General features: G+C 70.6%; 16 protein-coding genes, 3 tRNA genes and 1 pseudogene. 13 read left to right on the top strand and 7 right to left on the bottom strand.

What is annotated here, in order from left to right:
• The first annotated feature begins 5 nt into the window (after nucleotides 1-5).
• The 6 genes and pseudogenes from L3K22_RS05160 (at nucleotide 6) to L3K22_RS05135 (ending at nucleotide 7,750) form a co-directional block, all read left to right on the top strand.
• Nucleotides 6-3,745, top strand: a pseudogene (locus tag L3K22_RS05160) (nitrate reductase subunit alpha).
• Between the two features lie 26 nt (nucleotides 3,746-3,771).
• Complete coding sequence (gene narH, locus L3K22_RS05155) at nucleotides 3,772-5,406, top strand: nitrate reductase subunit beta (protein ID WP_259883194.1); 1,635 nt, start codon at nucleotides 3,772-3,774, stop codon at nucleotides 5,404-5,406.
• Nucleotides 5,406-6,251, top strand: a complete 846-nt coding sequence (gene narJ / locus L3K22_RS05150; RefSeq protein WP_263310458.1) for a nitrate reductase molybdenum cofactor assembly chaperone — start codon at nucleotides 5,406-5,408, stop codon at nucleotides 6,249-6,251. The genes narH and narJ overlap by 1 nt, the downstream gene beginning before the upstream one ends.
• Nucleotides 6,248-6,979 carry a respiratory nitrate reductase subunit gamma gene (gene narI, locus L3K22_RS05145; RefSeq protein ID WP_263310457.1) on the top strand — a complete coding sequence of 244 codons (732 nt, stop codon included), beginning with the start codon at nucleotides 6,248-6,250 and terminating at the stop codon, nucleotides 6,977-6,979. Before narJ ends, narI begins: the two co-directional genes overlap by 4 nt.
• Entirely contained in the window at nucleotides 6,979-7,263 is a 285-nt protein-coding gene (locus L3K22_RS05140) for a DUF6457 domain-containing protein (RefSeq protein WP_010552269.1), read from the top strand. The genes narI and L3K22_RS05140 overlap by 1 nt, the downstream gene beginning before the upstream one ends.
• A 157-nt stretch (nucleotides 7,264-7,420) precedes the next feature.
• A complete protein-coding gene (locus tag L3K22_RS05135) occupies nucleotides 7,421-7,750 on the top strand; it encodes a hypothetical protein (RefSeq protein WP_263310456.1) in 330 nt (109 codons plus the stop codon).
• A 111-nt stretch (nucleotides 7,751-7,861) separates the two neighbouring features.
• Here L3K22_RS05135 and L3K22_RS05130 read toward each other — a convergent pair whose 3' ends face one another.
• Entirely contained in the window at nucleotides 7,862-10,417 is a 2,556-nt protein-coding gene (locus L3K22_RS05130) for a DEAD/DEAH box helicase (protein WP_263310455.1), read from the bottom strand.
• Nucleotides 10,418-10,899: 482 nt separating this feature from the next.
• Here L3K22_RS05130 and L3K22_RS05125 point away from each other — a divergent pair, with 482 nt between their 5' ends.
• Nucleotides 10,900-11,841 (top strand): trypsin-like serine peptidase, encoded by a 942-nt coding sequence (locus L3K22_RS05125; RefSeq protein ID WP_263310454.1) that lies wholly within the window; start codon nucleotides 10,900-10,902, stop codon nucleotides 11,839-11,841.
• Between the two features lie 61 nt (nucleotides 11,842-11,902).
• Here L3K22_RS05125 and L3K22_RS05120 read toward each other — a convergent pair whose 3' ends face one another.
• The 3 genes from L3K22_RS05120 to L3K22_RS05110 all read right to left on the bottom strand — a co-directional run bounded on the left by L3K22_RS05120 (nucleotide 11,903) and on the right by L3K22_RS05110 (nucleotide 13,829).
• Nucleotides 11,903-12,844 (bottom strand): 3-methyladenine DNA glycosylase, encoded by a 942-nt coding sequence (locus tag L3K22_RS05120; protein ID WP_263310453.1) that lies wholly within the window; start codon nucleotides 12,842-12,844, stop codon nucleotides 11,903-11,905.
• On the bottom strand, nucleotides 12,841-13,368 hold the full coding sequence (locus tag L3K22_RS05115) for a PH domain-containing protein (protein ID WP_263310452.1): 528 nt from the start codon (nucleotides 13,366-13,368) through the stop codon (nucleotides 12,841-12,843). The genes L3K22_RS05120 and L3K22_RS05115 overlap by 4 nt, the downstream gene beginning before the upstream one ends.
• Nucleotides 13,369-13,445: 77 nt before the next feature.
• On the bottom strand, nucleotides 13,446-13,829 hold the full coding sequence (locus L3K22_RS05110) for a PH domain-containing protein (RefSeq protein WP_263310451.1): 384 nt from the start codon (nucleotides 13,827-13,829) through the stop codon (nucleotides 13,446-13,448).
• A gap of 440 nt (nucleotides 13,830-14,269) precedes the next feature.
• Here L3K22_RS05110 and L3K22_RS05105 point away from each other — a divergent pair, with 440 nt between their 5' ends.
• A complete protein-coding gene (locus L3K22_RS05105) occupies nucleotides 14,270-14,800 on the top strand; it encodes a DUF2199 domain-containing protein (protein WP_263310450.1) in 531 nt (176 codons plus the stop codon).
• A gap of 23 nt (nucleotides 14,801-14,823) precedes the next feature.
• Here L3K22_RS05105 and L3K22_RS05100 read toward each other — a convergent pair whose 3' ends face one another.
• The 3 genes from L3K22_RS05100 to L3K22_RS05090 form a co-directional block, all read right to left on the bottom strand.
• Entirely contained in the window at nucleotides 14,824-15,900 is a 1,077-nt protein-coding gene (locus tag L3K22_RS05100) for an Atu2307/SP_0267 family LLM class monooxygenase (RefSeq protein WP_263310449.1), read from the bottom strand.
• Between the two features lie 98 nt (nucleotides 15,901-15,998).
• Nucleotides 15,999-16,766, bottom strand: a complete 768-nt coding sequence (locus L3K22_RS05095) for an enoyl-CoA hydratase-related protein (protein WP_263310448.1) — start codon at nucleotides 16,764-16,766, stop codon at nucleotides 15,999-16,001.
• Between the two features lie 12 nt (nucleotides 16,767-16,778).
• Nucleotides 16,779-17,540, bottom strand: a complete 762-nt coding sequence (locus L3K22_RS05090; RefSeq protein WP_263310447.1) for an SDR family NAD(P)-dependent oxidoreductase — start codon at nucleotides 17,538-17,540, stop codon at nucleotides 16,779-16,781.
• A gap of 110 nt (nucleotides 17,541-17,650) precedes the next feature.
• Here L3K22_RS05090 and L3K22_RS05085 point away from each other — a divergent pair, with 110 nt between their 5' ends.
• The 5 genes from L3K22_RS05085 (at nucleotide 17,651) to L3K22_RS05065 (ending at nucleotide 20,448) form a co-directional block, all read left to right on the top strand.
• Nucleotides 17,651-18,430 carry a fumarylacetoacetate hydrolase family protein gene (locus L3K22_RS05085; RefSeq protein ID WP_263310446.1) on the top strand — a complete coding sequence of 260 codons (780 nt, stop codon included), beginning with the start codon at nucleotides 17,651-17,653 and terminating at the stop codon, nucleotides 18,428-18,430.
• Nucleotides 18,431-18,462: 32 nt separating this feature from the next.
• Nucleotides 18,463-19,980 carry a glutamate--tRNA ligase gene (gltX, locus tag L3K22_RS05080; protein ID WP_263310445.1) on the top strand — a complete coding sequence of 506 codons (1,518 nt, stop codon included), beginning with the start codon at nucleotides 18,463-18,465 and terminating at the stop codon, nucleotides 19,978-19,980.
• A 188-nt stretch (nucleotides 19,981-20,168) separates the two neighbouring features.
• A tRNA-Gln gene (locus L3K22_RS05075) sits at nucleotides 20,169-20,240 on the top strand.
• 33 nt (nucleotides 20,241-20,273) lie between these two features.
• Nucleotides 20,274-20,346: transfer RNA gene (locus tag L3K22_RS05070), tRNA-Glu, on the top strand.
• A gap of 29 nt (nucleotides 20,347-20,375) precedes the next feature.
• Nucleotides 20,376-20,448, top strand: a tRNA-Glu gene (locus tag L3K22_RS05065).
• Nucleotides 20,449-20,543: the final 95 nt, after the last annotated feature.

The raw sequence follows: 20,543 nt of genomic DNA, 5'->3' as shown, positions 1-20,543 counted from the left end.
TTCCCATGACCATCCAGGACCGCCAGGACCCCGCCGAGCCGGGCATGGACTCACCGGTGTTCGACGCGCTGATCGGGGCGCGGAAGATGTTCAGCCGCTCCGAGCGGATCAGCGAGGACAACCGCGAGACCCATCGCGTCGGCGGCCGCGGCGGCGACTCGTTCTACCGCGAGCGCTGGAGCCACGACAAGGTGGTCCGCTCCACCCACGGCGTGAACTGCACCGGCTCCTGCTCCTGGAAGGTGTACGTCAAGGACGGCGTGATCACCTGGGAGTCGCAGGAGACCGACTATCCCTCCGCCGGCCCCGACAAGCCCGAGTACGAGCCGCGCGGCTGCCCCCGCGGCGCCTCCTTCTCCTGGTACACCTACTCGCCCACCCGGGTGCGCTACCCCTACGTCCGCTCCGAGCTGCTGCGCCTGTTCCGCGAGGAGAAGGCCAAGGCTCCGGGCCACGACCCGGTCGAGGCGTGGAAGGCGATCGTCTCCGACCCGGAGAAGGCCATGCGCTACAAGCGTGCCCGCGGCAAGGGCGGGCTGGTGCGCGCGAGCTGGGAGGAGGCGGAGGAGCTCGTCGCCGCCGCCTACGTCCACACCGTGAAGGAGTTCGGCCCCGACCGCGCCACCGGCTTCTCGCCGATCCCCGCGATGAGCCAGGTCTCCTTCTCCTCCGGCGCCCGCTTCCACCAGCTCATCGGCGGCTCGATGCTGTCCTTCTACGACTGGTACGCGGACCTCCCGCCCGCCTCCCCGCAGGTCTTCGGCGACCAGACCGACGTGCCCGAGTCCGGGGACTGGTGGGACGCGGCCTACCTGATCATGTGGGGCTCGAACGTGCCCCTGACCCGCACCCCCGACGCGCACTGGATGGCCGAGGCGCGCTACCGCGGCCAGAAGGTCATCTCCGTCGCCCCCGACTACGCCGAGAGCGTCAAGTTCGCCGACGAGTGGCTCGCCCCGCACCCCGGCACCGACGCCGCGCTCGCCATGGCGATGGGCCACACGATCCTGCGCGAGTTCTACGTCGAGAAGCAGGTGCCCTACTTCCAGGAGTACTCCCGCCAGTACACCGACCTGCCCTTCCTGGTGCAGCTCGAGCGGCGCGAGGACGGGAATCTCGTGCCCGGCAAGTTCCTCGTCGCGAGCGAGGCGGGAGAGCACCGCACCGCCGAGGCCGCGACCGAGCACGCCGACTTCAAGCCCATGATGTTCGACCGCGCGAGCGCAGGAACGTCGTCCCGAACGGCACCCTCGGCCACCGCTACAGCGCTGACGGGGAGGGCCGCTGGAACCTCGAGCTCGGCGACCTCGACCCGGCCCTGTCGCTGCTGGGCCACCACGAAAACGTCGCCGAGGTGCTGCTGCCCCGCTTCGACACGGCCGGCCAGGGAGGCCGCGGCGACGTCGCGCGCGGCGTGCCCGTGCGCCAGATCGACGGCCGGATCGTCACCACCGTCTTCGACCTGCTGCTGGCGGAGTACGGGGTGGGCCGCGAGGGCCTGCCGGGGCAGTGGGCGCGCGGCCTCGACGACACCGAGGCGCTCTACACCCCCGCCTGGCAGGAGACCATCACCGGCGTGCCGGGCGTGGCCGCGGCGCGCATCGCCCGCGAGTTCGCGCAGAACGCGATCGACTCCGGCGGCCGCTCGATGATCATCATGGGCGCCGGCACGAACCACTGGTTCCACTCCGACACCATCTACCGCTCCTTCCTCACCCTGACCAACCTCTGCGGCACCCAGGGCGTCAACGGCGGCGGCTGGGCCCACTACGTCGGCCAGGAGAAGGTCCGCCCGATCACCGGCTGGCTCCACCTCGCCAACGCCCTGGACTGGACGCGGCCCCCGCGCCAGATGACCCAGACCACCTACTGGTATATGCACACCGACCAGTGGCGCTACGACCGCTTCGGCGCCGACACCCTCGCCGCCACCACCGGCGCGGGCCGCTTCGCGGGCACCACCACGGCCGACGCCGTCGCCCTCTCGCAGCGCCTGGGCTGGCAGCCCTTCTACCCCCAGTTCGACATCTCTTCCCTCGACGTCGCCGACCGCGCCGCCGCCGCGGGCGAGGAGACGATCCCGTATCTCGTCGACCAGCTGAAGCAGGGCGGGATCAACTTCGCCGCGGAGGATCCGGACGCCCCGCAGAACCACCCGAAGATCTGGTCGATCTGGCGGGCGAACACCCTGGGCTCCTCCGCCAAGGGCGACCAGTACTTCTTCCGCCACCTGCTCGGCGTCGACTCCGCCGCCACGGAGGAGGAGACCCCGGAGCACCTGCGCCCCCGGGACGTGCGCTGGCGGGAGGAGGCGCCGATCGGGAAGGTCGACCTGATGCTCACCCTCGACTTCCGCATGACCAGCCACACCCTCCACTCCGACGTGGTGCTGCCGGCGGCGACCTGGTACGAGAAGCACGACCTGTCCACCACGGACATGCACCCCTTCGTCCACTCCTTCAATCCCGCCATCTCGAACCCGTGGGAGTCCCGCACCGACTGGGAGACCTGGGCCGGGATCGCGCGACGCTTCAGCGAGCTGGCCCAGACGCACCTGGGCACCCGCAAGGACGTCGTCGCCTTCCCCCTCCAGCACGACACCCCCGGCGAGCTCGCCACCCCACACGGCCGGGTCCGCGACTGGAAGAAGGGGGAGTGCGAGCCGGTCCCGGGCCTGACGATGCCCACCCTCGTGGAGGTCGAGCGGGACTACACGCAGATCCACGCGAAGTTCACCTCCATCGGCCCGCTGCTCGAGAAGCTCGGGATGACCACCAAGGGCATCACCTACGACGTCAAGGAGTACGTCGCCGAGCTCGGCCGCCTGAACGGCGTCCACCGCACCGGTCCTGCCGCGGGCCGGCCGAAGCTCGAGACGGACCTGCAGGCCTGCGAGTTCATCCTGGGCCTGTCCGGCACCACCAACGGGCACATGGCCACCGAGGGGTTCAAGACCCTCGAGAAGCGCACCGGCACGCACCTGCACGACCTCGCCGCCGAGCACGAGGGCAAGCGCATCCACTTCGCCGACACGAAGGCCGCGCCGGTCCCCGTGATCACGAGCCCGGAGTGGTCCGGCTCCGAGTCCGGCGGACGCCGCTACAGCCCCTTCACCATCAACGTCGAGCGCAAGAAGCCCTGGCACACCCTCACCGGGCGCCAGCACTACTACCTCGACCACGACTGGATGCTCGAGATGGGGGAGGCGCTGCCCGTGTTCCGGCCCCCGCTGGACATGACCGCCCTGTTCGGGGAGCGGGCGCTCGGGGAGAAGGACGAGGCGGGCACGTCGATCTCGGTGCGCTACCTGACCCCGCACAACAAGTGGGCGATCCACTCGATGTACATGGAGAACTTCTTCATGATGAACCTCTCCCGTGGCGGCCAGACCATCTGGATGAGCGTCGAGGACGCGGAGGCCGTCGGCATCACCGACAACGACTGGATCGAGGCCACCAACCGCAACGGCGTCGTCGCCGCGCGGGCCGTGGTCTCCCACCGCATGCCGAAGGGCACCGCCTTCATGCACCACGCCCAGGACCGCACCGTGAACGTGCCGCTGACCGAGCGGGACGGCATGCGCGGCGGCATCCACAACTCGCTGACCCGCATCATGCTCAAGCCCTCCCACCTCATCGGGGGCTACGGCCAGCTGTCCTACGCCTTCAACTACTACGGCCCGACGGGCAACCAGCGCGACGAGGTCACGATGATCCGCAAGCGCACCGCCCCCGTCGAGTACTGAGCACCGAGAGAACGAGGAGAGACGACATGCGCGTCATGGCCCAGATGTCGATGGTGATGAACCTCGACAAGTGCATCGGCTGCCACACCTGCTCGGTGACCTGCAAGCAGGCGTGGACGAACCGCTCCGGCACGGAGTACATCTGGTTCAACAACGTCGAGACCCGGCCCGGGCAGGGCTACCCCCGCGGCTACGAGGACCAGGAGAAGTGGAAGGGCGGCTGGGAGCTGACCTCCTCCGGGCGCCTCACCCCGAAGGCGGGGGGCCGGCTGAAGAAGCTCCTGCAGCTCTTCTCCAACCCGCGCCTGCCCGGCATCGAGGACTACTACGAGCCCTGGACGTACGAGTACGACAACCTGCTCAACGCCCCCGCGCAGCAGGAGAACATCCCCACCGCGCCCCCGAAGTCGCTGATCACGGGGGAGCGCACCCAGATCCAGTGGTCGGGCAACTGGGACGACGACCTCGGAGGCACCTACCTCCACAAGGACAAGGACCCGATGCTCAAGGGCATCGAGGACAAGGTGCAGTTCGAGTTCGACCAGACCTTCATGTTCTACCTGCCCCGCATCTGCGAGCACTGCCTGAACCCCACCTGCGTGGCCTCCTGCCCCTCCGGCGCGATCTACAAGCGCGAGGAGGACGGGATCGTGCTGGTGGACCAGGACGGCTGCCGCGGCTGGCGGATGTGCATCACCGGCTGCCCGTACAAGAAGATCTACTTCAACCACCGCACCGGCAAGGCCGAGAAGTGCACCTTCTGCTACCCCCGCATCGAGCAGGGGGAGCCGACGGTGTGCGCGGAGACCTGCGTCGGCCGTCTGCGCTACATCGGCCTGGTCCTCTACGACGCCGACCGCGTCACCGAGGCCGCCTCGACCCGGGACGAGAAGGAGCTCTACCGCGCCCAGCGCGACATCATCCTCGACCCCCACGACCCCGAGGTGATCGCCGGCGCGAAGGCCGCGGGGATCCCGCACGATTGGCTGCTGGCCGCGCAGAGGTCCCCGACCTACAAGCTCATCAAGGACTACGAGGTCGCGCTGCCGCTGCATCCCGAGTACCGCACGATGCCGATGGTCTGGTACATCCCGCCGCTCTCGCCCGTGGTCGACGTCGTCCGCGACACCGGCTACGACGCGGAGGACGCCGAGAACCTCTTCGCCGCGATCGACGCGCTGCGCATCCCGGTGGAGTACCTCGCGAACCTCTTCACCGCCGGAGACGTCCCCACCGTGGAGCGGGTGCTGTACCGGATGGCGGCGATGCGCTCCTACATGCGCGACATCAACCTCGGACGCGAGCCCCGGGAGGGGATCGCGAACGCCGTCGGGATGGACGGCGAGACGATGCAGGAGATGTACCGCCTGCTCGCGATCGCGAAGTACGAGGACCGCTACGTCATCCCCGTCGGGCACCACGAGTCCGCGCACGACCTGGAGGGCGTCGGCACCGACTGCCCGCTGAACGCCCCCGGCGGCCCCGGCATGAGCATGTCCCTGCCGGAGGAGTCGCTGGGCATGTCCGGGCCCGGCTACGCCACCAAGCGTCAGCAGAACGGGCCCGAGCGCCCCGAGGGCGTGCGAATCAACCTGCTGAACTGGGACGGCCGCGGCCGCCCCGACGGGCTCTTCCCCGAGCCGGCGACGGGAGGTGCCTGATGGGCGCCCTCGCCCGCCTGCTCGGCAGGCGCTCGGCCGACGGCGCGCCCGCGGCGGACGGCGGGGGAACGGGCGCCGCGACCCTCGCCCCGAAGCGGGTGCGCTCGCCGAAGGACCTCCTGCACGCCTCCGGCCTCACGACCCCGCAGCTGCGCGCCACCTGGCTCGCGGTCTCCTGGCTGCTGACCTACCCCGACGAGGCGACCCTCTCGCGGCTCGGGCAGGTGGCCGAGCTCGTGGAGCACCTGCCCGAACCGGGCCGCACCCAGCTGCGCAGCACCCTCCACGCCCTGCAGGAGGCGGATCCCGTCCTCGTCCAGGAGCAGTACGTCGACACCTTCGACACCCGCCGCCGGGGATGCCTGCACCTGACCTACTTCAGCCACGGCGACACCCGCCGCCGCGGGATGGCGCTGCTGCGCATCAAGCAGGACTTCCGCGCCGCAGGGGTCGAGGTCGGCGAGCAGGAGCTGCCCGACCATCTGCCGCTCGTGCTCGAGTACGCCGCGGGCCACGACCCGGAGCGCGGCGCGAAGATCCTGCGCGGCAACCGCCCGGGCGTGGAGCTGCTGCGCCTCCACCTGGAGGAGATCTCCTCGCCCTGGCACGGTGCGCTGCTCGCCCTGTGCGGGACGCTGCCGCCGCTGGACGCCGACGACCGCGCCGCCGTGCTCCGCCTGGCCGAGGAGGGCCCCGACGAGGAGACCGTGGGCCTGGACGGCTACGGCCTCGACGCCGACGCCGGGGCGCTGGCCGGTCAGACCTTCGCCGCGAACGGCTGCGACTCCCGGGCCACCGCCCCCGGACCCGTCCCGCTGGACCTGCTGAGAGGACGCCCCTCATGAACGACACCTCGACCCTCGACCTGCTGCTGTGGGTGGTGCTGCCCTACATGGTGCTGGCGGTCTTCGTGCTGGGACACGTGTGGCGCTTCCGCGCCGACCGCTTCGGCTGGACCACCCGCTCCAGCCAGATCTACGAGTCGAAGCTGCTCTCGATCGGCTCGCCGATGTTCCACCTCGGGATCATCGGGATCTTCGTCGGCCACGTGGTGGGCCTCGGGATCCCGAAGTCCTGGACCCGCTTCGTCGGCATCTCCGATCACGTCTACCACCTCATGGCGGTCACGATCGGCCTCGCCGCGGCGGTCGCCTGCGTCGGCGGGCTGCTGATCCTGATCTACCGGCGGCGCACGAACACGCGCGTCTTCGGCGCGACCACCGTCGGCGACAAGATCATGTACCTGCTGCTCTCCCTCGTGATCGCCTTCGGCGTGCTCGCTACCCTCGTGCACACCACCTTCGGCGACTACGACTACCGCGAGGGCGTCTCGATCTGGTTCCGGCAGTTCTGGACCCTGCAGCCCTCGACGGAGCTGATGGGCCAGGCGCCGATCTTCTTCCAGCTCCACGTGCTCAGCGCCCTGCTCCTGTTCGCGGTCTGGCCGTTCACGCGCCTCGTGCACGTCTTCGCGGCACCGGTCGGCTACCTGACCCGTCCCTACATCGTCTACCGGAGCAAGGACCCGCGCCGCGAGTCCGAGCGCCGCGGCTGGGAGAAGGTGGACTTCTGATGGCGGCGAGAGAACCGGTGACGCTGCAGAGCGACTGGGAGACGACGCTGCTGCCGTGGATGCGGGACATCGCCGCGCACCTCGAGGTGGGCGGCGTGGACCTCGACGTGGACCGGGTCCACATGATGACGGGAGTGGTCGCCGACGGGGTGCAGCGCTCGATGGCGCCGATCTCCGCGTTCCTCGTCGGCGCCGCGGTCGCGCGCGGCGCCGGGCTCGAGGAGGCCTGCGCGGCGGTCGAGTCGCTCACCCGGGAGAGGGCGGGGCGGCACCGGCCCGGATGACCCGCTTCCCTCCGGAGGACAGGAAAGTCCCCGGAGGACGCGGAAGTACCCGGATGACACGCATGTCACCTCTTGTGATTGCGTTCACAGACGGTAGTCTGGCACCTGCGGGCTCCCCCATCCAGCCGCCCCCGTCACCACCGAGAGGACCTGTCCGGTGATCAGCTTCCGTCCTTCGCAGTCCAAGAACACCCTTCACGCCGGCCGTGCGGCGAGGTTCGCCGCCGGCCTCATGCTCGCCGGCGCGCTCGGCGTCGCCGGTGCCGGCGCCGCCGGCGCCATCGAGGCCAATCCGCAGAAGATCGAGGCCAACCCCCAGGCCGCGGTCTCCGTGCAGAAGATCGAGACCAACCCGCTGAAGCGGATCGAGACCAATCCGCTGAAGATCGAGACGAACCCTCTGATCGAGACGAACCCTCTGATCGAGACGAACCCTCTGATCGAGACCAACCCGCAGAAGCGGATCGAGGCGAACCCGCAGTACTGATCGACCCCGCTGCAGGTCGCTGCTGACGACGACGGCCGATGCCCCGCACGGGGCATCGGCCCTCGTCGTCCCTGGTCGTCGTCCTCGGACGGCGGGCCCGGGCGGGGGCCCTCAGCGGTCCGCGATGTCGCCGACGTGGGTGATCGTGAGCACCGGCTCGCCGGCCTCGTCCGTCGCCTCCAGGTCGAGCTCCGCCTCGATCGCCCAGTCGTGGTTCCGGTCCGGGTCGTCGAGCACCTGCCGGATCCGCCACAGCCGGGACTCCTCGGTGATCTGCAGCAGCTGCGGGGAGCGGGCGGGGCCGTCGATGCCGACCTCGTCATAGGTGTCGTAGTAGGCGTCCATCGCCTCCGCCCAGCGCTTCCGGTCCCAGCCGGAGGCGCCGTCGAGCTCGGCGAGCCGCTCCTCGCGCTCGAAGGCGAAGTGCTCCACGCGCTGCCACATGGCGGCCCGCACCATCGTGCGCAGCACCTTCGTCTGGGCGGAGAGGCCGCGGGGGCTCGTCGGCCGGATCTCCGAGGCCCCGTCCTCGAGATCCTCCGGATGGGTCAGCGCCTCCCACTCGTCCAGCAGCGAGGAGTCGATCCCGCGCACCAGCACCCCGAGCCACTCGATCATGTCCTCGAGCTCCTCGGTGCGCAGGTCCTGCGGGACCGTGCGCCGCATCGCCTGGTAGGCGTCGGAGAGATAGCGCAGCACGATCCCCTCGGAGCGCTGCAGGCCGTAGCGCTGGACGAACTCGCTGAAGGTCTGCCCGGTCTCGTGGATCTCGCGCACCACGGACTTGGGGGAGAGGTCCTCGGCCCGCACCCAGGGCCGGCTGCGGGCGTAGATCTCGAGCGCGGCCTCGAGGTCCTCCTCGAGCGGCTTCGGCCAGGTCACCTCGTCCAGGCGGGCCATCCGCTCGGTGTACTCGACCCCGTCGGCCTTGAGCTCGGCGAGCAGCTCGCCCCGGGCGGCGTTCTGCTGGGCGAGCAGGATCTGGCGTGGGTCCTCGAGGATCGCCTCGAGGATCGAGACGGTGTCCAGGGTGAGCGTCTCGGACTCCTCGTCCAGCGAGTCGATCATCGCGATCGCGAAGGGGGCCAGCGGCTGGTTCATCGTGAAGTCGAGCTGGAGGTCCTCGACCAGGGAGAAGCGACGCCCCAGATGGTCCACCTCCTCGAGCACCTCGATGATCTCCGCGTCCCGCAGGCCGCGGAAGATCTCCACCGCCTCGCGCACCAGCTTCAGCTTCTGGGCACGGGTCTGATGGCTGGTCATGATCAGGTGGCGCCCGGCGGCGACCGCATCGCCCGGCCGCGCGATCAGCGCGAGCACCATCGAGGCGGTGATCCGCAGGTGCGGGCGCAGCGCCTCGGGCGGGTTCTCGACGAGCTTGGTGAGGTTCTCCTCGGACCAGCTCACCGCACCCTCGGGGATGCGGGGCTTGGGCTCCTTCTTGCGCTTCTTCGCGCTGTTGGGGGCCTTGCCGGCCTCCTCCCGGGCGCGCTGCTTGGCGCGCTCGCGCTCGAACTCGATGGTCCACGTCGGCGCCTGCACCACGACGTGACCGACGGTGTCGTAGCCGGCGCGTCCCGCCCGCCCGGCGATCTGGTGGAACTCGCGGGCGTTCAGCAGGCGCATCCGCTTGCCGTCGAACTTCGCCAGCCCCGTCAGCAGCACGGTGCGGATCGGCACGTTGATGCCCACGCCGAGGGTGTCGGTGCCGCAGATGATCTTCAGCAGACCGGACTGGGCGAGCTTCTCCACCAGGCGCCGGTACTTCGGGAGCATGCCGGCGTGGTGCACGCCGATGCCCTCGCGCACCAGGCGGGAGAGGATCTGCCCGAAGCCCTTGGAGAAGCGGAAGTCGCCGATCAGCTCGCGGATCCGCTCCTTCTCCTCGGTGCTGAGGATCTTCCCGCCCTGCAGCGCCTGCGCCTGCTCGAGGGCCTCCTTCTGGGTGAAGTGGACGATGTACACCGGGGCGTCGCGGTCCTCGAGGATCGTCGTGATCGTGTCCGGCAGCGGTGTGAGCGACCAGCGGAAGTCCAGCGGCACGGGCCGCGGCGCATCGGCCACCACCGTCACGGCGCGCTCGGTGCGCTCCTCGAGGTCCTCCACGAAGAAGGAGACGTCCCCGAGGGTCGCGCTCATCAGCACGAACTGGCAGCGAGGCAGCTCCACGAGCGGCACCTGCCAGGCCCAGCCGCGCTGCGAGTCGCCGTAGAAGTGGAACTCGTCCATCACCGCGAGCCCCACCTCTGAGCCGGGACCGTCGCGCAGCGCGTGGTTGGCGAAGATCTCGGCGGTGCACACGATGATCGGCGCATCGTGGTTCACCGCGGAGTCGCCGGTCATCATGCCCACGTTCTCGGCGCCGAACTGCGCGACGAGGTCGAAGAACTTCTCGCTCACCAGCGCCTTGATGGGGGCGGTGTAGTACGAGCGCTCACCGCGGGCCATCGCGGCGAAGATCGCGGCGTAGGCGATCGTGGTCTTGCCCGAGCCGGTGGGTGTCGCGGCGATCACGTGGTCCCCGGCCGCGATCGCGAGCAGCGCCTCCTCCTGGTGGGGGTAGAGCGTGAGACCGACCGATTCCTGCGCGGAGACGAACCCGTCGACGATGGCGTCCTGAGCGTTCTCGGCGGTGCGCGGGGGGAGGAAGGGCGTCAGGCTCGGCATGGGCCCAGTCTGCCAGGGCGCTCCGCACACGGACGGCGCTACGCTCGACGCGCCCGCTCCGCCGACGGAAGGACGACGATGCCCGCACGACGCTCCGAGGACCCCTCCCTCACCGATGCCGAGAAGCGCGGCGAGGGCGCGCGGGAGCACTGGGACGATGCCGCCCGTGCCGCTGCCCGCCCCGCCCCGCTCCAGCGATCGTTACCGGATCGTGACAATGCGGGGGAGCGTGATCCTGACGCCCCGCCGGCCGGTGCCAGTGGATCGGCCGCGGCCTGCGAGGACGGCGACGAGCCTCGGGGAGCTTCCAGTGGCCAGGAAACTACTGATGAGTAGTAGACGCGCCGGAGATCGAATCGGACAGAAGCGGACGACCGGGAACTCTCGGACGGAGTGACCTCGCTCACGTCACGTAGCGTGCCGTCACGGCCCCGCAGGGCCGTCATCCCACCCCCGTTGTCCCGCTGTCGAAAGGCACTCCCGTGACGCACTCCACCCTCCGTAGCCGCTGCACCAGACGCCTGGGCGGTGCCGCCCTCGTCGCAGGCCTCGCCGTCGGCGGCGCCGGCGCCGCCACCGCGGACGGCTCCGACGTCGAGCGCACCGAGCTCTCCGGCACCGCGCAGACCGAGGCCCACGGCTACTGGACCTCCGAGCGCATGGAAGCCGCGATCCCCGCCGACGACCTCGCCCCCGAGGACGCGCCCTCCCACGACGCCGTGGAGAAGGGCGAGCCCGTCACCGTCCAGGGCCGCAGCGCCGAGGCGCCCGGCATGAGCAAGAAGGCCGCCGCCGGCGAGAAGGACACCGTCGGCAAGGTCTTCTTCACCCAGGGCGGCCAGGACTACGTCTGCTCCGGCAACGCCGTCGCCTCCTCGAACGGCTCGACCGTCTCGACCGCCGGGCACTGCGTCAACGACGCCGGCACCTGGGCCACCAACTGGGTCTTCGTGCCGGGCTACGACCACGGCGACGCCCCCTACGGCACCTGGGCCGCGACCGATCTCGTCTCCACCGACGAATGGGTCTCCGGCGAGGACATCAGCTACGACGTCGCCTTCGCGACCGTCGAGCCCGAGGGCGGCAGCGGCACCCTCGAGGACGCCGTCGGCTCCACCTCGATCGCGTTCAACCGCGAGCGCGGCGCCGACTACGACGCCTACGGCTACCCGGCCGCCGCGCCCTTCGACGGCGAGTCCCTCGAGAGCTGCTCCGGCACCGCGAGCGACGACACCATCGGCGGCACCCTCTCCCAGGGCATCTCCTGCGACATGACCGGCGGCTCCTCCGGCGGTCCCTGGTTCCTCGGCGACGGGGCGCAGAACTCCGTGAACAGCTTCGGCTACAACGGCCAGGCGAACGTGATGTACGGCCCGTACTTCGGCGCCGAGGCGCAGGCCGCCTACGACGAGGCGGCCGCCTGAGCGCAGCCCCCACTCCTGAGAAGGGCCGGCACCCCGCGAGGGTGCCGGCCCTTCCGGCGTCTCAGCGTGCGACGGGCGCGCCCGCCTCGAGCGCCTCGAGCTCGGCGAGGATCCGTTCACGCAGCGCGTCTGCCCCTGCGGCCAGCTCCCGCTGGCGCCGTACGTACTCGGCCTTCCCGCGCGGGGTCTCGATCGGCACCACCCCGTAGCCCAGCGGCCGCACGTCGTACGGGCTCGCCTCCATGTCCAGCACTCGCGTGGCGCGCGCGTGCTCGAAGCAGTCCAGCACCAGGTCCGAGGGCAGCAGCGGCGTGAGCTTCATGGCCCACTTGTACAGGTCCATCCCCACGTGCAGGCAGGCCGGGTTGTCGTTGTCCACCTGCGTCGCACGGGTCGGCTCCATGGAGTTGCGCGGCGCAGCCGACGGGGTGAAGAAGCGGAACGCGTCCAGGTGCGAGCAGATCAGGTTCTCCCGCTCCACGACAGCATCGGTCTCGGCCGGGGTCAGGCGCAGCGGCAGGTCCTCGTGACGCTGTCCGCCCCCGGGGACCCGGTGCACCATCGCCCACTCGTGCAGCCCGAAGCAGCCGAACTCCGGCCGGCGCCGCGTGAGGGTCGAGGCCCGCAGCAGCCGCGTCATGAACGAGAAGGCAGAGGCCCGCTCGTCCAGATAGCGCTCGACATCCGCCCGCCGCACCGCGGGGGTTCCCTCCGGTCCCGCCTCGTCGACGTACCAGGACCGTCGCCCCGCCTCGTCCACATCGGCGATGACCGGACGCCCCTCCGCATCCAGATCGGCCGACGCCTCGTATCCCACCCGCCATCCGGGATGCCAGCGCCGCAGCCGGGCGGGGGAGAAGGGGTAGTAGGTGAACAGGAAGTCCTCGACCGCATGCTTCTCGCCCCGCTGCTTCCGCTCCCGATGCGCGGCGGTCAGCGCATCGGCCCGCTCCTCGTGCGCCGCGCGCGCAGCAGCGGCCACCGCGGCCGTCAGCACCGTCACCGCCCGAACTCCCCGGCCAGATAGCGCCGATGCGCGTCGATCGCCGCGAGGGTGCAGCGGGTCGGCGACGTCCCGCCGGCGCCGTGGGCCGTCGGCATCTCTCCCCGCCACAGGGCGAAGTTCATCGAGGTGGCGGGCGCCCTGACGGTGGACCCGTCCGCGAGGACGATCTCGGTGGCGCGCGGAGCGAGAAAGGTCGCGGGGCCCACACGGACCAGCCGGATCTGCGACCACGGCAGACGGCGCGTGCCGAGGTACGAGGCGACCTCGATCCCCGCCGTGGTCACGGTGAAGCGCTGCCTCATGGCGATCACGAACATGCAGCTGACCAGCAGGATGAAGAGTCCGGCGACGAGGCTGAGCACGATCCCTGCGGTGGAGCCCGAGGTCGCTCCGAGCACAGCGACCAGGATCGCCAGGGGCAGCAGGACCAGCACGGCGAGTGCGATCGCGACGATCAGGGACCAGGGGCGCTCCGGCGCGCGGAAGAGAACGACCGGGGTGCTGGGGCGGGACGACGACACGTTTCCATGATGCCGCACCGCCGGGGGAGCAGCCCTGTCGGCCTGCGGCACCGACTCAGCTGCGACGCAGTGTCCTGTCAGAATTCCCCTCGCAGATGCTGCTTGTGGAATTCGATCGCCACGCGAGTGGGCAGGGGGATCGTCCGGTGGTCGCCCATGACGGCGAAGATCTCGCTGAGAGGCTCGTTCCGGAAAGCGGTGTATCGGCTGGCGGTGAATCGTAGGGTGATCCGCTCGCCCTCCGTCGTCACGACGCAGGTGGCACCTCGGAGGTACCAGTCCTCGCTCGGCTGGATCCATGAGATCGACGGCCATGCGTTCTGTCGAGATCCGAAGGGTCTGCGCAGTTCTATTCCGGCGGTGGAGATGGTCATCGCGGTCCTGCTGTTCAGCCAGAGAACAAGGATCAGCACCAGACCCAGGGGCGACGACAGGAGAAGTCCCAGCGCGAGGTCGAACACCCATGAAGCGTCGGAAGCAGGGCCCTCGTCGCTGCTTCGACTGCCGAAGGGGCTCAGGATCAGGAGAAGGGAAAGAGGGGGCAGAGGGAACAGTGCCCAGCAGTTCTGCATGGGCGTCGACCAACGAGCTCGGTACAGGAGGGTTCCCCGTGACGCCATCGGAATCTGCTCCTCGTTCGACGTCGTCCGACGTAGCTCGAATGAGAGTACCGGTGCAGTGATCACGCCCTGTCGGAGGTCGAGCGCTCGGGGCCCGAGCCTCCGCGAGCACCTCCGCACCTGGGGGATCACGTCGGTGTCGTGGGGCCGGGCCGACTCCATCGGCCGGTCCTCCCCAATGCCCCGTGGTCCACATCCGGGGCAGTGCCGTCGAAGGGTGAGCGAGAGGACCCCTAGCGTGCCGGGCATCCCCTCGACCGACCCCACCCAAGGAGCCCCCGATGACCGGCATCGACTTCGACTGCCACGCCTGCGCGGCGACCCACCTCGGCACCGACGGCACCAGGGACCGGCCCTGGCCGGTGCTGTCCTTCGCGGTCCCGGACCCCGTGCTCCGGCTCGCCCCGCACGAGCTCCGTGACGCCGAGATCACCGAGGACCTGTGCTGGATCGAGCGCCCCGAGGGGGCCGAGCAGTACGTGCGGGTGTCGATGCACGTGCCGATCCGCGACGACCCCGAGCGCCGCATGGAGTACGCGCCATGGGTGTCCCTGGCCGAGGACGACGTCCTCGACATCCTCGATCACCTCGGGGACGACGGCTATCGCACGGTCTACCCCGGGCGCCTCGCGAGCGCGCTGCCGGGCTACGAGACGGCGGGCCCCGCGCCGGTCCTCGTGCACTCCCGCGGGGACCTCCGCCCGCTGATCGGCCCGGACCCCACGAACGAGAGCCCGCTCGGACGCGACCTCCTAAGCGGCATCACCCGGGAGGAGGCCGAGCTGCGCATCCGTGCCTTCCTGCTCCGGTGAGCCGCGACGAAGGGCAATGGCGCTCAGACCTCGTCGAAGGCCGATCCCTCGGGAGCCTGCGCCTCGGCCAGCAGCTCCCGCACCCGCGGGATCACCTCGATGCCGTAGAGGCGGATCGACTCCATCAGCTGCTCGTGGGGCATCGGACCGTTCGAGTACTTCAGGTCGAAGCGGTCGATGCCGAGCGAGGTGATCGTCCGCGCGATCTTCTGCGCGACGGTCTCCGGGGAACCGACGTACAGTGCGCCGTGGTCCGCCTCCGCCTGGAACTCCCCGATCCCCGACGGGCCCCATCCGCGCTCGCGCCCGATTTCGTTGCGGTTGTGGATCCAGTGCGGGGCGAGCTGCTCGCGCGCGGCGGCGTCGGTCGCGGCGACGTGCCCGGGGGAGTGAACGCCGACGGGGCGGCGCTGCCCGCCGAGCTTCGTCGTCGCCTCGTGGAAGAGGTCGACGTAGGGCGCGAAGCGCTGCGCGGGCCCGCCGATGATCGCGAGCATCAGCGGCAGTCCGTGACGGGCGGTGCGGATCACCGAGTTCGGGCTCCCGCCGACGGCGACCCAGGTGGGCAGCTCCCGCTCGAGCGCGGGGTGCAGCGACTGCTCCTTCAGCGGCGCGCGGGTGGTGCCGGACCAGGTGATCGGCTCGCCGGACAGCGCCGTCACGAGCAGGTCCAGCTTCTCCTCGAAGAGGGTCTCGTAGTCCTGCATCGCGAAGCCGAACAGCGGGAAGGACTCGGTGAAGGAGCCGCGGCCCACGGTGAGCTCGGCCCGACCCTGAGAGAGGGCGTCGAGCGTGGAGAATCGCTCGACCACACGCAGCGGGTCGTCGGAGCTGAGCACGATCACGGCGGTCCCCAGCGTGATCCGTTCGGTGCGCTGCGCGAGCGAGGCGAGCACCATGTCCGGCGCGCTGACCGCGTAGTCGGGCCGGTGGTGCTCGCCGATCGAGAAGTGGTCGATGCCGACCTGGTCGGCGAGCTCGCCCTGGGCGACGATGTCGCGGATCACCTGCGTTGGCGCGACGGGATCTCCCGCGCTGTCCACGGTGACGTCCCCGAAGGTGTCCAGGCCGAAGGTGATGGATCCAGGATCGATGCTCATCTGACTGCGCTCCCCGCTTGAATGCTTGAGGATTCAAGCATAGGGGAGTGCGGCGGCGGGGTCCAGCCCGCGGTGCAGCGCCCTGCCGTGCAGGGGACTCACCGCCCCTCCCATCGCGGCTCCCGCTTCTCGGTGAAGGCCGCCGCGCCCTCGGCAGCGTCCTCGCTCGAGAACACTCGCTGCTGGGCCTCCCGGATCCGCCGCCAGGCCGGCCGCCCCCAGCTGTCCTCGTGCACCGTCGAGTGCACGAGATCCTTCGTGGCCCGCACCGCGAGCGGCGCGTTCGCGGCGATCCGCTCCGCCAGCGCGAGCGCCTCCTCCAGCACCGCACCGGGCGCGCTCACGGAGTTGACCAGCCCCCACTCCAGGGCCTCCTCCGGCGAGATCCGGTCCCCGGTCAGCAGCTTCTCGAGCGCGAGCTTGGGCGGCACCTGCTGCGGGAGGCGCATCGTCCCGCCCGCCACCGCGATCAGCCCGCGACGCACCTCGGGCAGCGCCAGATGCGCCGCCGGGTCGATCAGCGCCAGGTCGCTGGCGAGCACCAGCTCCGCCCCGAGCCCGACGGCCGGACCGTTCACCGCCGCGATCACGGGCACGGCGACCAGATGCCCCACGATCCCCGCGAAGCCCCGCTCGGGTCGGGTGCGGGAGTGGGCGCTCTCGCCGCGGGCGAACGCCTTGAGGTCCATCCCGGCGCAGAACGCCCGGCCCGCCCCGGTCAGCACGATCACCCGCGTCGCCGGATCCGCCTCGGCTTCCGCGACCGCGTCGCCGGGCGCGGTGGCGAGCTCGTCGTCGACTGCGTTCAGCGCCCCCGGGCGGTGCAGCGTCAGCACCCGGACATGCTCGTGCTGTGCGGTCAGCACCAGCTCCCCCGCTCATCGCGGGCCCATCCTGATCGCCCCGTCGAGACGGATCACCTCGCCGTTGAGCATCGGGTTCTCCACGATGTGCCGCACCAGCGTCGCGTACTCCGCGGGGCGGCCCAGCCGGCTCGGATGCGGGACCTGCGCCGCGAGGGAGTCGCGCACCTCCTCGGACAGCCCCGCCATCATCGGCGTCTCGAAGGTGCCCGGCGCGATCGCCATCACCCGGATCCTCGAGGCGGCGAGCTCCCGGGCGGCGGGCAGCGTGAGCGAGGCGACGGCGCCCTTGGACGCCGCATAGGCCGTCTGCCCGATCTGCCCGTCGAAGGCCGCCACCGACGCCGTGTTCACGACGACCCCGCGCTCCGCGCCCAGCTGCGGCACCGACTGCATCGCCTCGGCCGCGACGCCCATCACCGTCACCGTGCCCAGCAGGTTCACGCGCACCACCTGCTCGAAGCCCGCCAACGGCATCAGCCCGTCGCGACCCACCAGGCGCTTCGCCTGCACGATCCCGGCGCAGCTGACCACCACCCGCAGCGGCCCGAGCGACGCGGCGAGCTCCACGGCCTCGCGCACCTGCGACTCGTCGGTGACGTCTGCCGGGGCGAAGCGCGCACCGCCCCCGAGCCCCTCGGCGACGGCCGCGCCGTCCGTGCCCGGCAGATCCACCAGCACGACCTGTGCGCCGGCCGCGGCCAGCGCCTCCCCGGTCGCGCGCCCCAGGCCCGAGGCGCCCCCGGTCACGAGCGCGACATTCCCTGCGACATCCATCGGTCTGCCGCCTTCCCCGCGCTCCGTCGCGCGATCGGTCCGTCTGCGCTCGAGCCTATCCCGCCGCTCCCGCTCCGGGCCGGGCGAGGCGAGCGCCTAGACTGGCGCGCATGCGCATCGCCCGATTCACCACCGGCGAAGACCCCATGTTCGGCATCGTCCAGGAGAAGGACGGCCAGGACATGGTCTACGGCATCACCGGTGATCCCCTGTACACAGAGATCCGCCCCACCGGGAAGATCCTCCCGCTCGAGGACGTGCGGCTGCTCGCCCCCGTCATCCCGCGCTCGAAGGTGGTGTGCGTCGGCCGGAACTACGCCGCCCACGCCGCCGAGCTCGGCAACGAGGTGCCCGACCAGGCCCTGTACTTTCTCAAGCCCAACACCGCCGTCGTCGGCCCCGGCGATCCCGTGGTCGTGCCCTCCTACAGCCAGGAGGTGAGCCTCGAGGCGGAGCTGGCCGTGGTCATCAAGCGGATGGCCAAGGACCTCGCCCCCGAGCAGGTCACCGATCACGTGCTGGGATACACCTGCGCGAACGACTTCACGGCCCGGGACTCCCAGCGCGCCGAGGACCAGTGGTTCCGCGCCAAGGCCTTCGACACCTCCTGCCCGATCGGGCCCTGGATCGAGACCGATCTCGATCCTGCCGCAGGACTGGCGATCTCCTCCCGCGTCGACGACGAGACCGCCCAGTCCGGCTCCACGGCCGACATGGTGCGCGGCGTGCCCGAGCTGATCGCCGAGATCTCCTCCGTCGTGACCCTTCTGCCGGGCGACATCGTGCTCACCGGCACCCCCGCCGGCGTCCGCACCGTCGAGCCCGGCGCCCGGATCGACGTCGAGATCGAGGGGATCGGGACCCTGTCCAACCCCCTCGTGCGCCGCTGAGCCCGCCCCCGAACCTCCAGGGAGAACCCTTCGTGACCACCACCCCCGCAGCTGCCTCGACCCCCGACGAGGTCCGCGTCCGCTTCTGCCCCAGCCCCACCGGCATCCCGCACGTCGGCATGGTGCGCACCGCCCTGTTCAACTGGGCCCACGCCCGCCACCACGGCGGCAAGCTCGTCTTCCGCATCGAGGACACCGACGCCGCCCGCGACAGCGAGGAGTCCTACCACCAGCTGCTCGACGCCATGCGCTGGCTCGGCATCGACTGGGACGAGGGCGTCGAGGTCGGCGGCCCGGACGGCCCCTACCGCCAGTCCCAGCGCGGCGAGATCTACCAGGACGTGATCGCCAGGCTGAAGGAGTCCGGGCACATCTACGAGTCCTTCTCGACCGCGGAGGAGATCGCCGAGCGCCACCGCGCCGCCGGCCGCGACCCGCAGCTCGGCTACGACGGCCACGACCGCGACCTCACCGAGGAGCAGAAGGCCGCCTTCCGCGCCGAGGGCCGCGAGCCCACCTGGCGCCTGCGCATGCCGCAGGAGGACATCACCTTCACCGACATGGTGCGCGGCGAGATCACCTTCAAGGCCGGCTCCACGCCCGACTTCGTCGTCGTGCGCGCGAACGGTCAGCCGCTCTACACCCTGGTCAACCCCGTGGACGACGCACTCATGCGCATCACCCACGTGCTGCGCGGCGAGGACATCCTCTCCTCCACCCCGCGCCAGATCGCGCTCTACCGGGCGCTGATCGAGATCGGCGTCGCCGAGCGCGTGCCCGAGTTCGGCCACCTCCCCTACGTGATGGGGGAGGGGAACAAGAAGCTCTCCAAGCGCGACCCGCAGGCGGACCTCTTCCTCTACCGGGAGCAGGGCTTCATCCCTGAGGGCATGGTCAACTACCTCGCCCTGCTCGGCTGGGGCTTCAGCGCCGACGAGGACATCTTCAGCCGCGAGCAGCTCGTCGAGCGCTTCGACGCCTCCGACGTGAACCCGAACCCGGCGCGCGTGGACCTCAAGAAGGCCACCGCCATCAACGCCGACCACATCCGTCTGCTGCCGGAGGACGTCTTCGTCGAGCGGCTCATCCCGTACCTGCAGTCCGGGGGAGTGCTCGGTGAGACGGTCAGCGAGGAGCAGCGCGCCCTCGTCGTCGCCGCGGCGCCGCTGGTGCAGACCCGCATGAACCTGCTCGGCGAGGCGAGCGACCTGATGGGCTTCCTCTTCGTGGCCGACGAGGACCTCGTGGTCCAGGACGACGCCCTGAAGAAGCTCGGCGACGACCCCGTCGCGGTGCTGGACCGCGCCATCGCCGAGGTCGAGGCCGTCCCGGCGGAGGACTTCACCGCTGCCGCGCTCGAGCCCGCGCTGCGTGCCGCGATCGTGGACGACATGGGCATCAAGCCCCGCCTCGCCTTCGGCCCGCTGCGCTCCGCGATCTCCGGCCGGCGCATCTCCCCGCCCCTGTTCGAGTCCATGGAGCTGCTTGGCCGCTCCTCGAGCCTCGCGCGCCTGCGCTCCTTCCGCGAGCGCCTCGCCGCGGAGGGCTGAGCGCCAGGGCTGTGGGGCCCGGCCGGACAGCGTGCCGAGCCTCACAGCCCGAAAGGCCCCTCTCGCTTTGTGCTCCGCGGGAGAAGCCGGTAGAGTCTTCACTCGGTACGGCACGCAGAACAGCGCGGGAAGTCCACGGGAACCACCGGGAACGGAACGTGAAGGACTGCGGAAAGTGCTTCTCACCATGGGGTATGGTGTAATTGGCAACACAACGGTTTCTGGTACCGTCATTCTAGGTTCGAGTCCTGGTACCCCAGCGCTTCGCAGTGATCATTCGCTGTGCGGTCCGCGCCCCGTTCGTCTAGCGGCCTAGGACGTCGCCCTCTCACGGCGGTAACACCGGTTCAAATCCGGTACGGGGTACGAGGCGAGATCCACTGGATCTCGCACCCGCCCCGTTCGTCTAGCGGCCCAGGACGTCGCCCTCTCACGGCGGTAACACCGGTTCAAATCCGGTACGGGGTACGAGCAGGAGCCGGCACCACTGGTGCCGGCTCCTTCTGCATTCCGAGGGCCTTTCCGAGGTCCTGTCGGCGCGCGGCTCAGACAGAGTATCGTCG

It is taken from the genome of Brachybacterium atlanticum, from assembly GCF_025669985.1.
GTDB classification, from domain to species: domain Bacteria; phylum Actinomycetota; class Actinomycetes; order Actinomycetales; family Dermabacteraceae; genus Brachybacterium; species Brachybacterium conglomeratum.
Note: the sequence above shows the minus strand (reverse complement) of the source record. Positions and strands in the feature narration are given on the sequence as shown.

Excerpts from the sequence above, each read along its gene's own strand:
- narH (WP_259883194.1), top strand. The coding sequence starts at position 3,772 with ATGCGCGTCATGGCCCAGATGTCGATGGTGATGAACCTCGACAAGTGC.
- narJ (WP_263310458.1), top strand. The coding sequence starts at position 5,406 with ATGGGCGCCCTCGCCCGCCTGCTCGGCAGGCGCTCGGCCGACGGCGCG.
- narI (WP_263310457.1), top strand. The coding sequence starts at position 6,248 with ATGAACGACACCTCGACCCTCGACCTGCTGCTGTGGGTGGTGCTGCCC.
- L3K22_RS05140 (WP_010552269.1), top strand. The coding sequence starts at position 6,979 with ATGGCGGCGAGAGAACCGGTGACGCTGCAGAGCGACTGGGAGACGACG.
- L3K22_RS05130 (WP_263310455.1), bottom strand. The coding sequence starts at position 10,417 with ATGCCGAGCCTGACGCCCTTCCTCCCCCCGCGCACCGCCGAGAACGCT.
- L3K22_RS05105 (WP_263310450.1), top strand. The coding sequence starts at position 14,270 with ATGACCGGCATCGACTTCGACTGCCACGCCTGCGCGGCGACCCACCTC.
- L3K22_RS05100 (WP_263310449.1), bottom strand. The coding sequence starts at position 15,900 with ATGAGCATCGATCCTGGATCCATCACCTTCGGCCTGGACACCTTCGGG.
- L3K22_RS05090 (WP_263310447.1), bottom strand. The coding sequence starts at position 17,540 with ATGGATGTCGCAGGGAATGTCGCGCTCGTGACCGGGGGCGCCTCGGGC.
- L3K22_RS05085 (WP_263310446.1), top strand. The coding sequence starts at position 17,651 with ATGCGCATCGCCCGATTCACCACCGGCGAAGACCCCATGTTCGGCATC.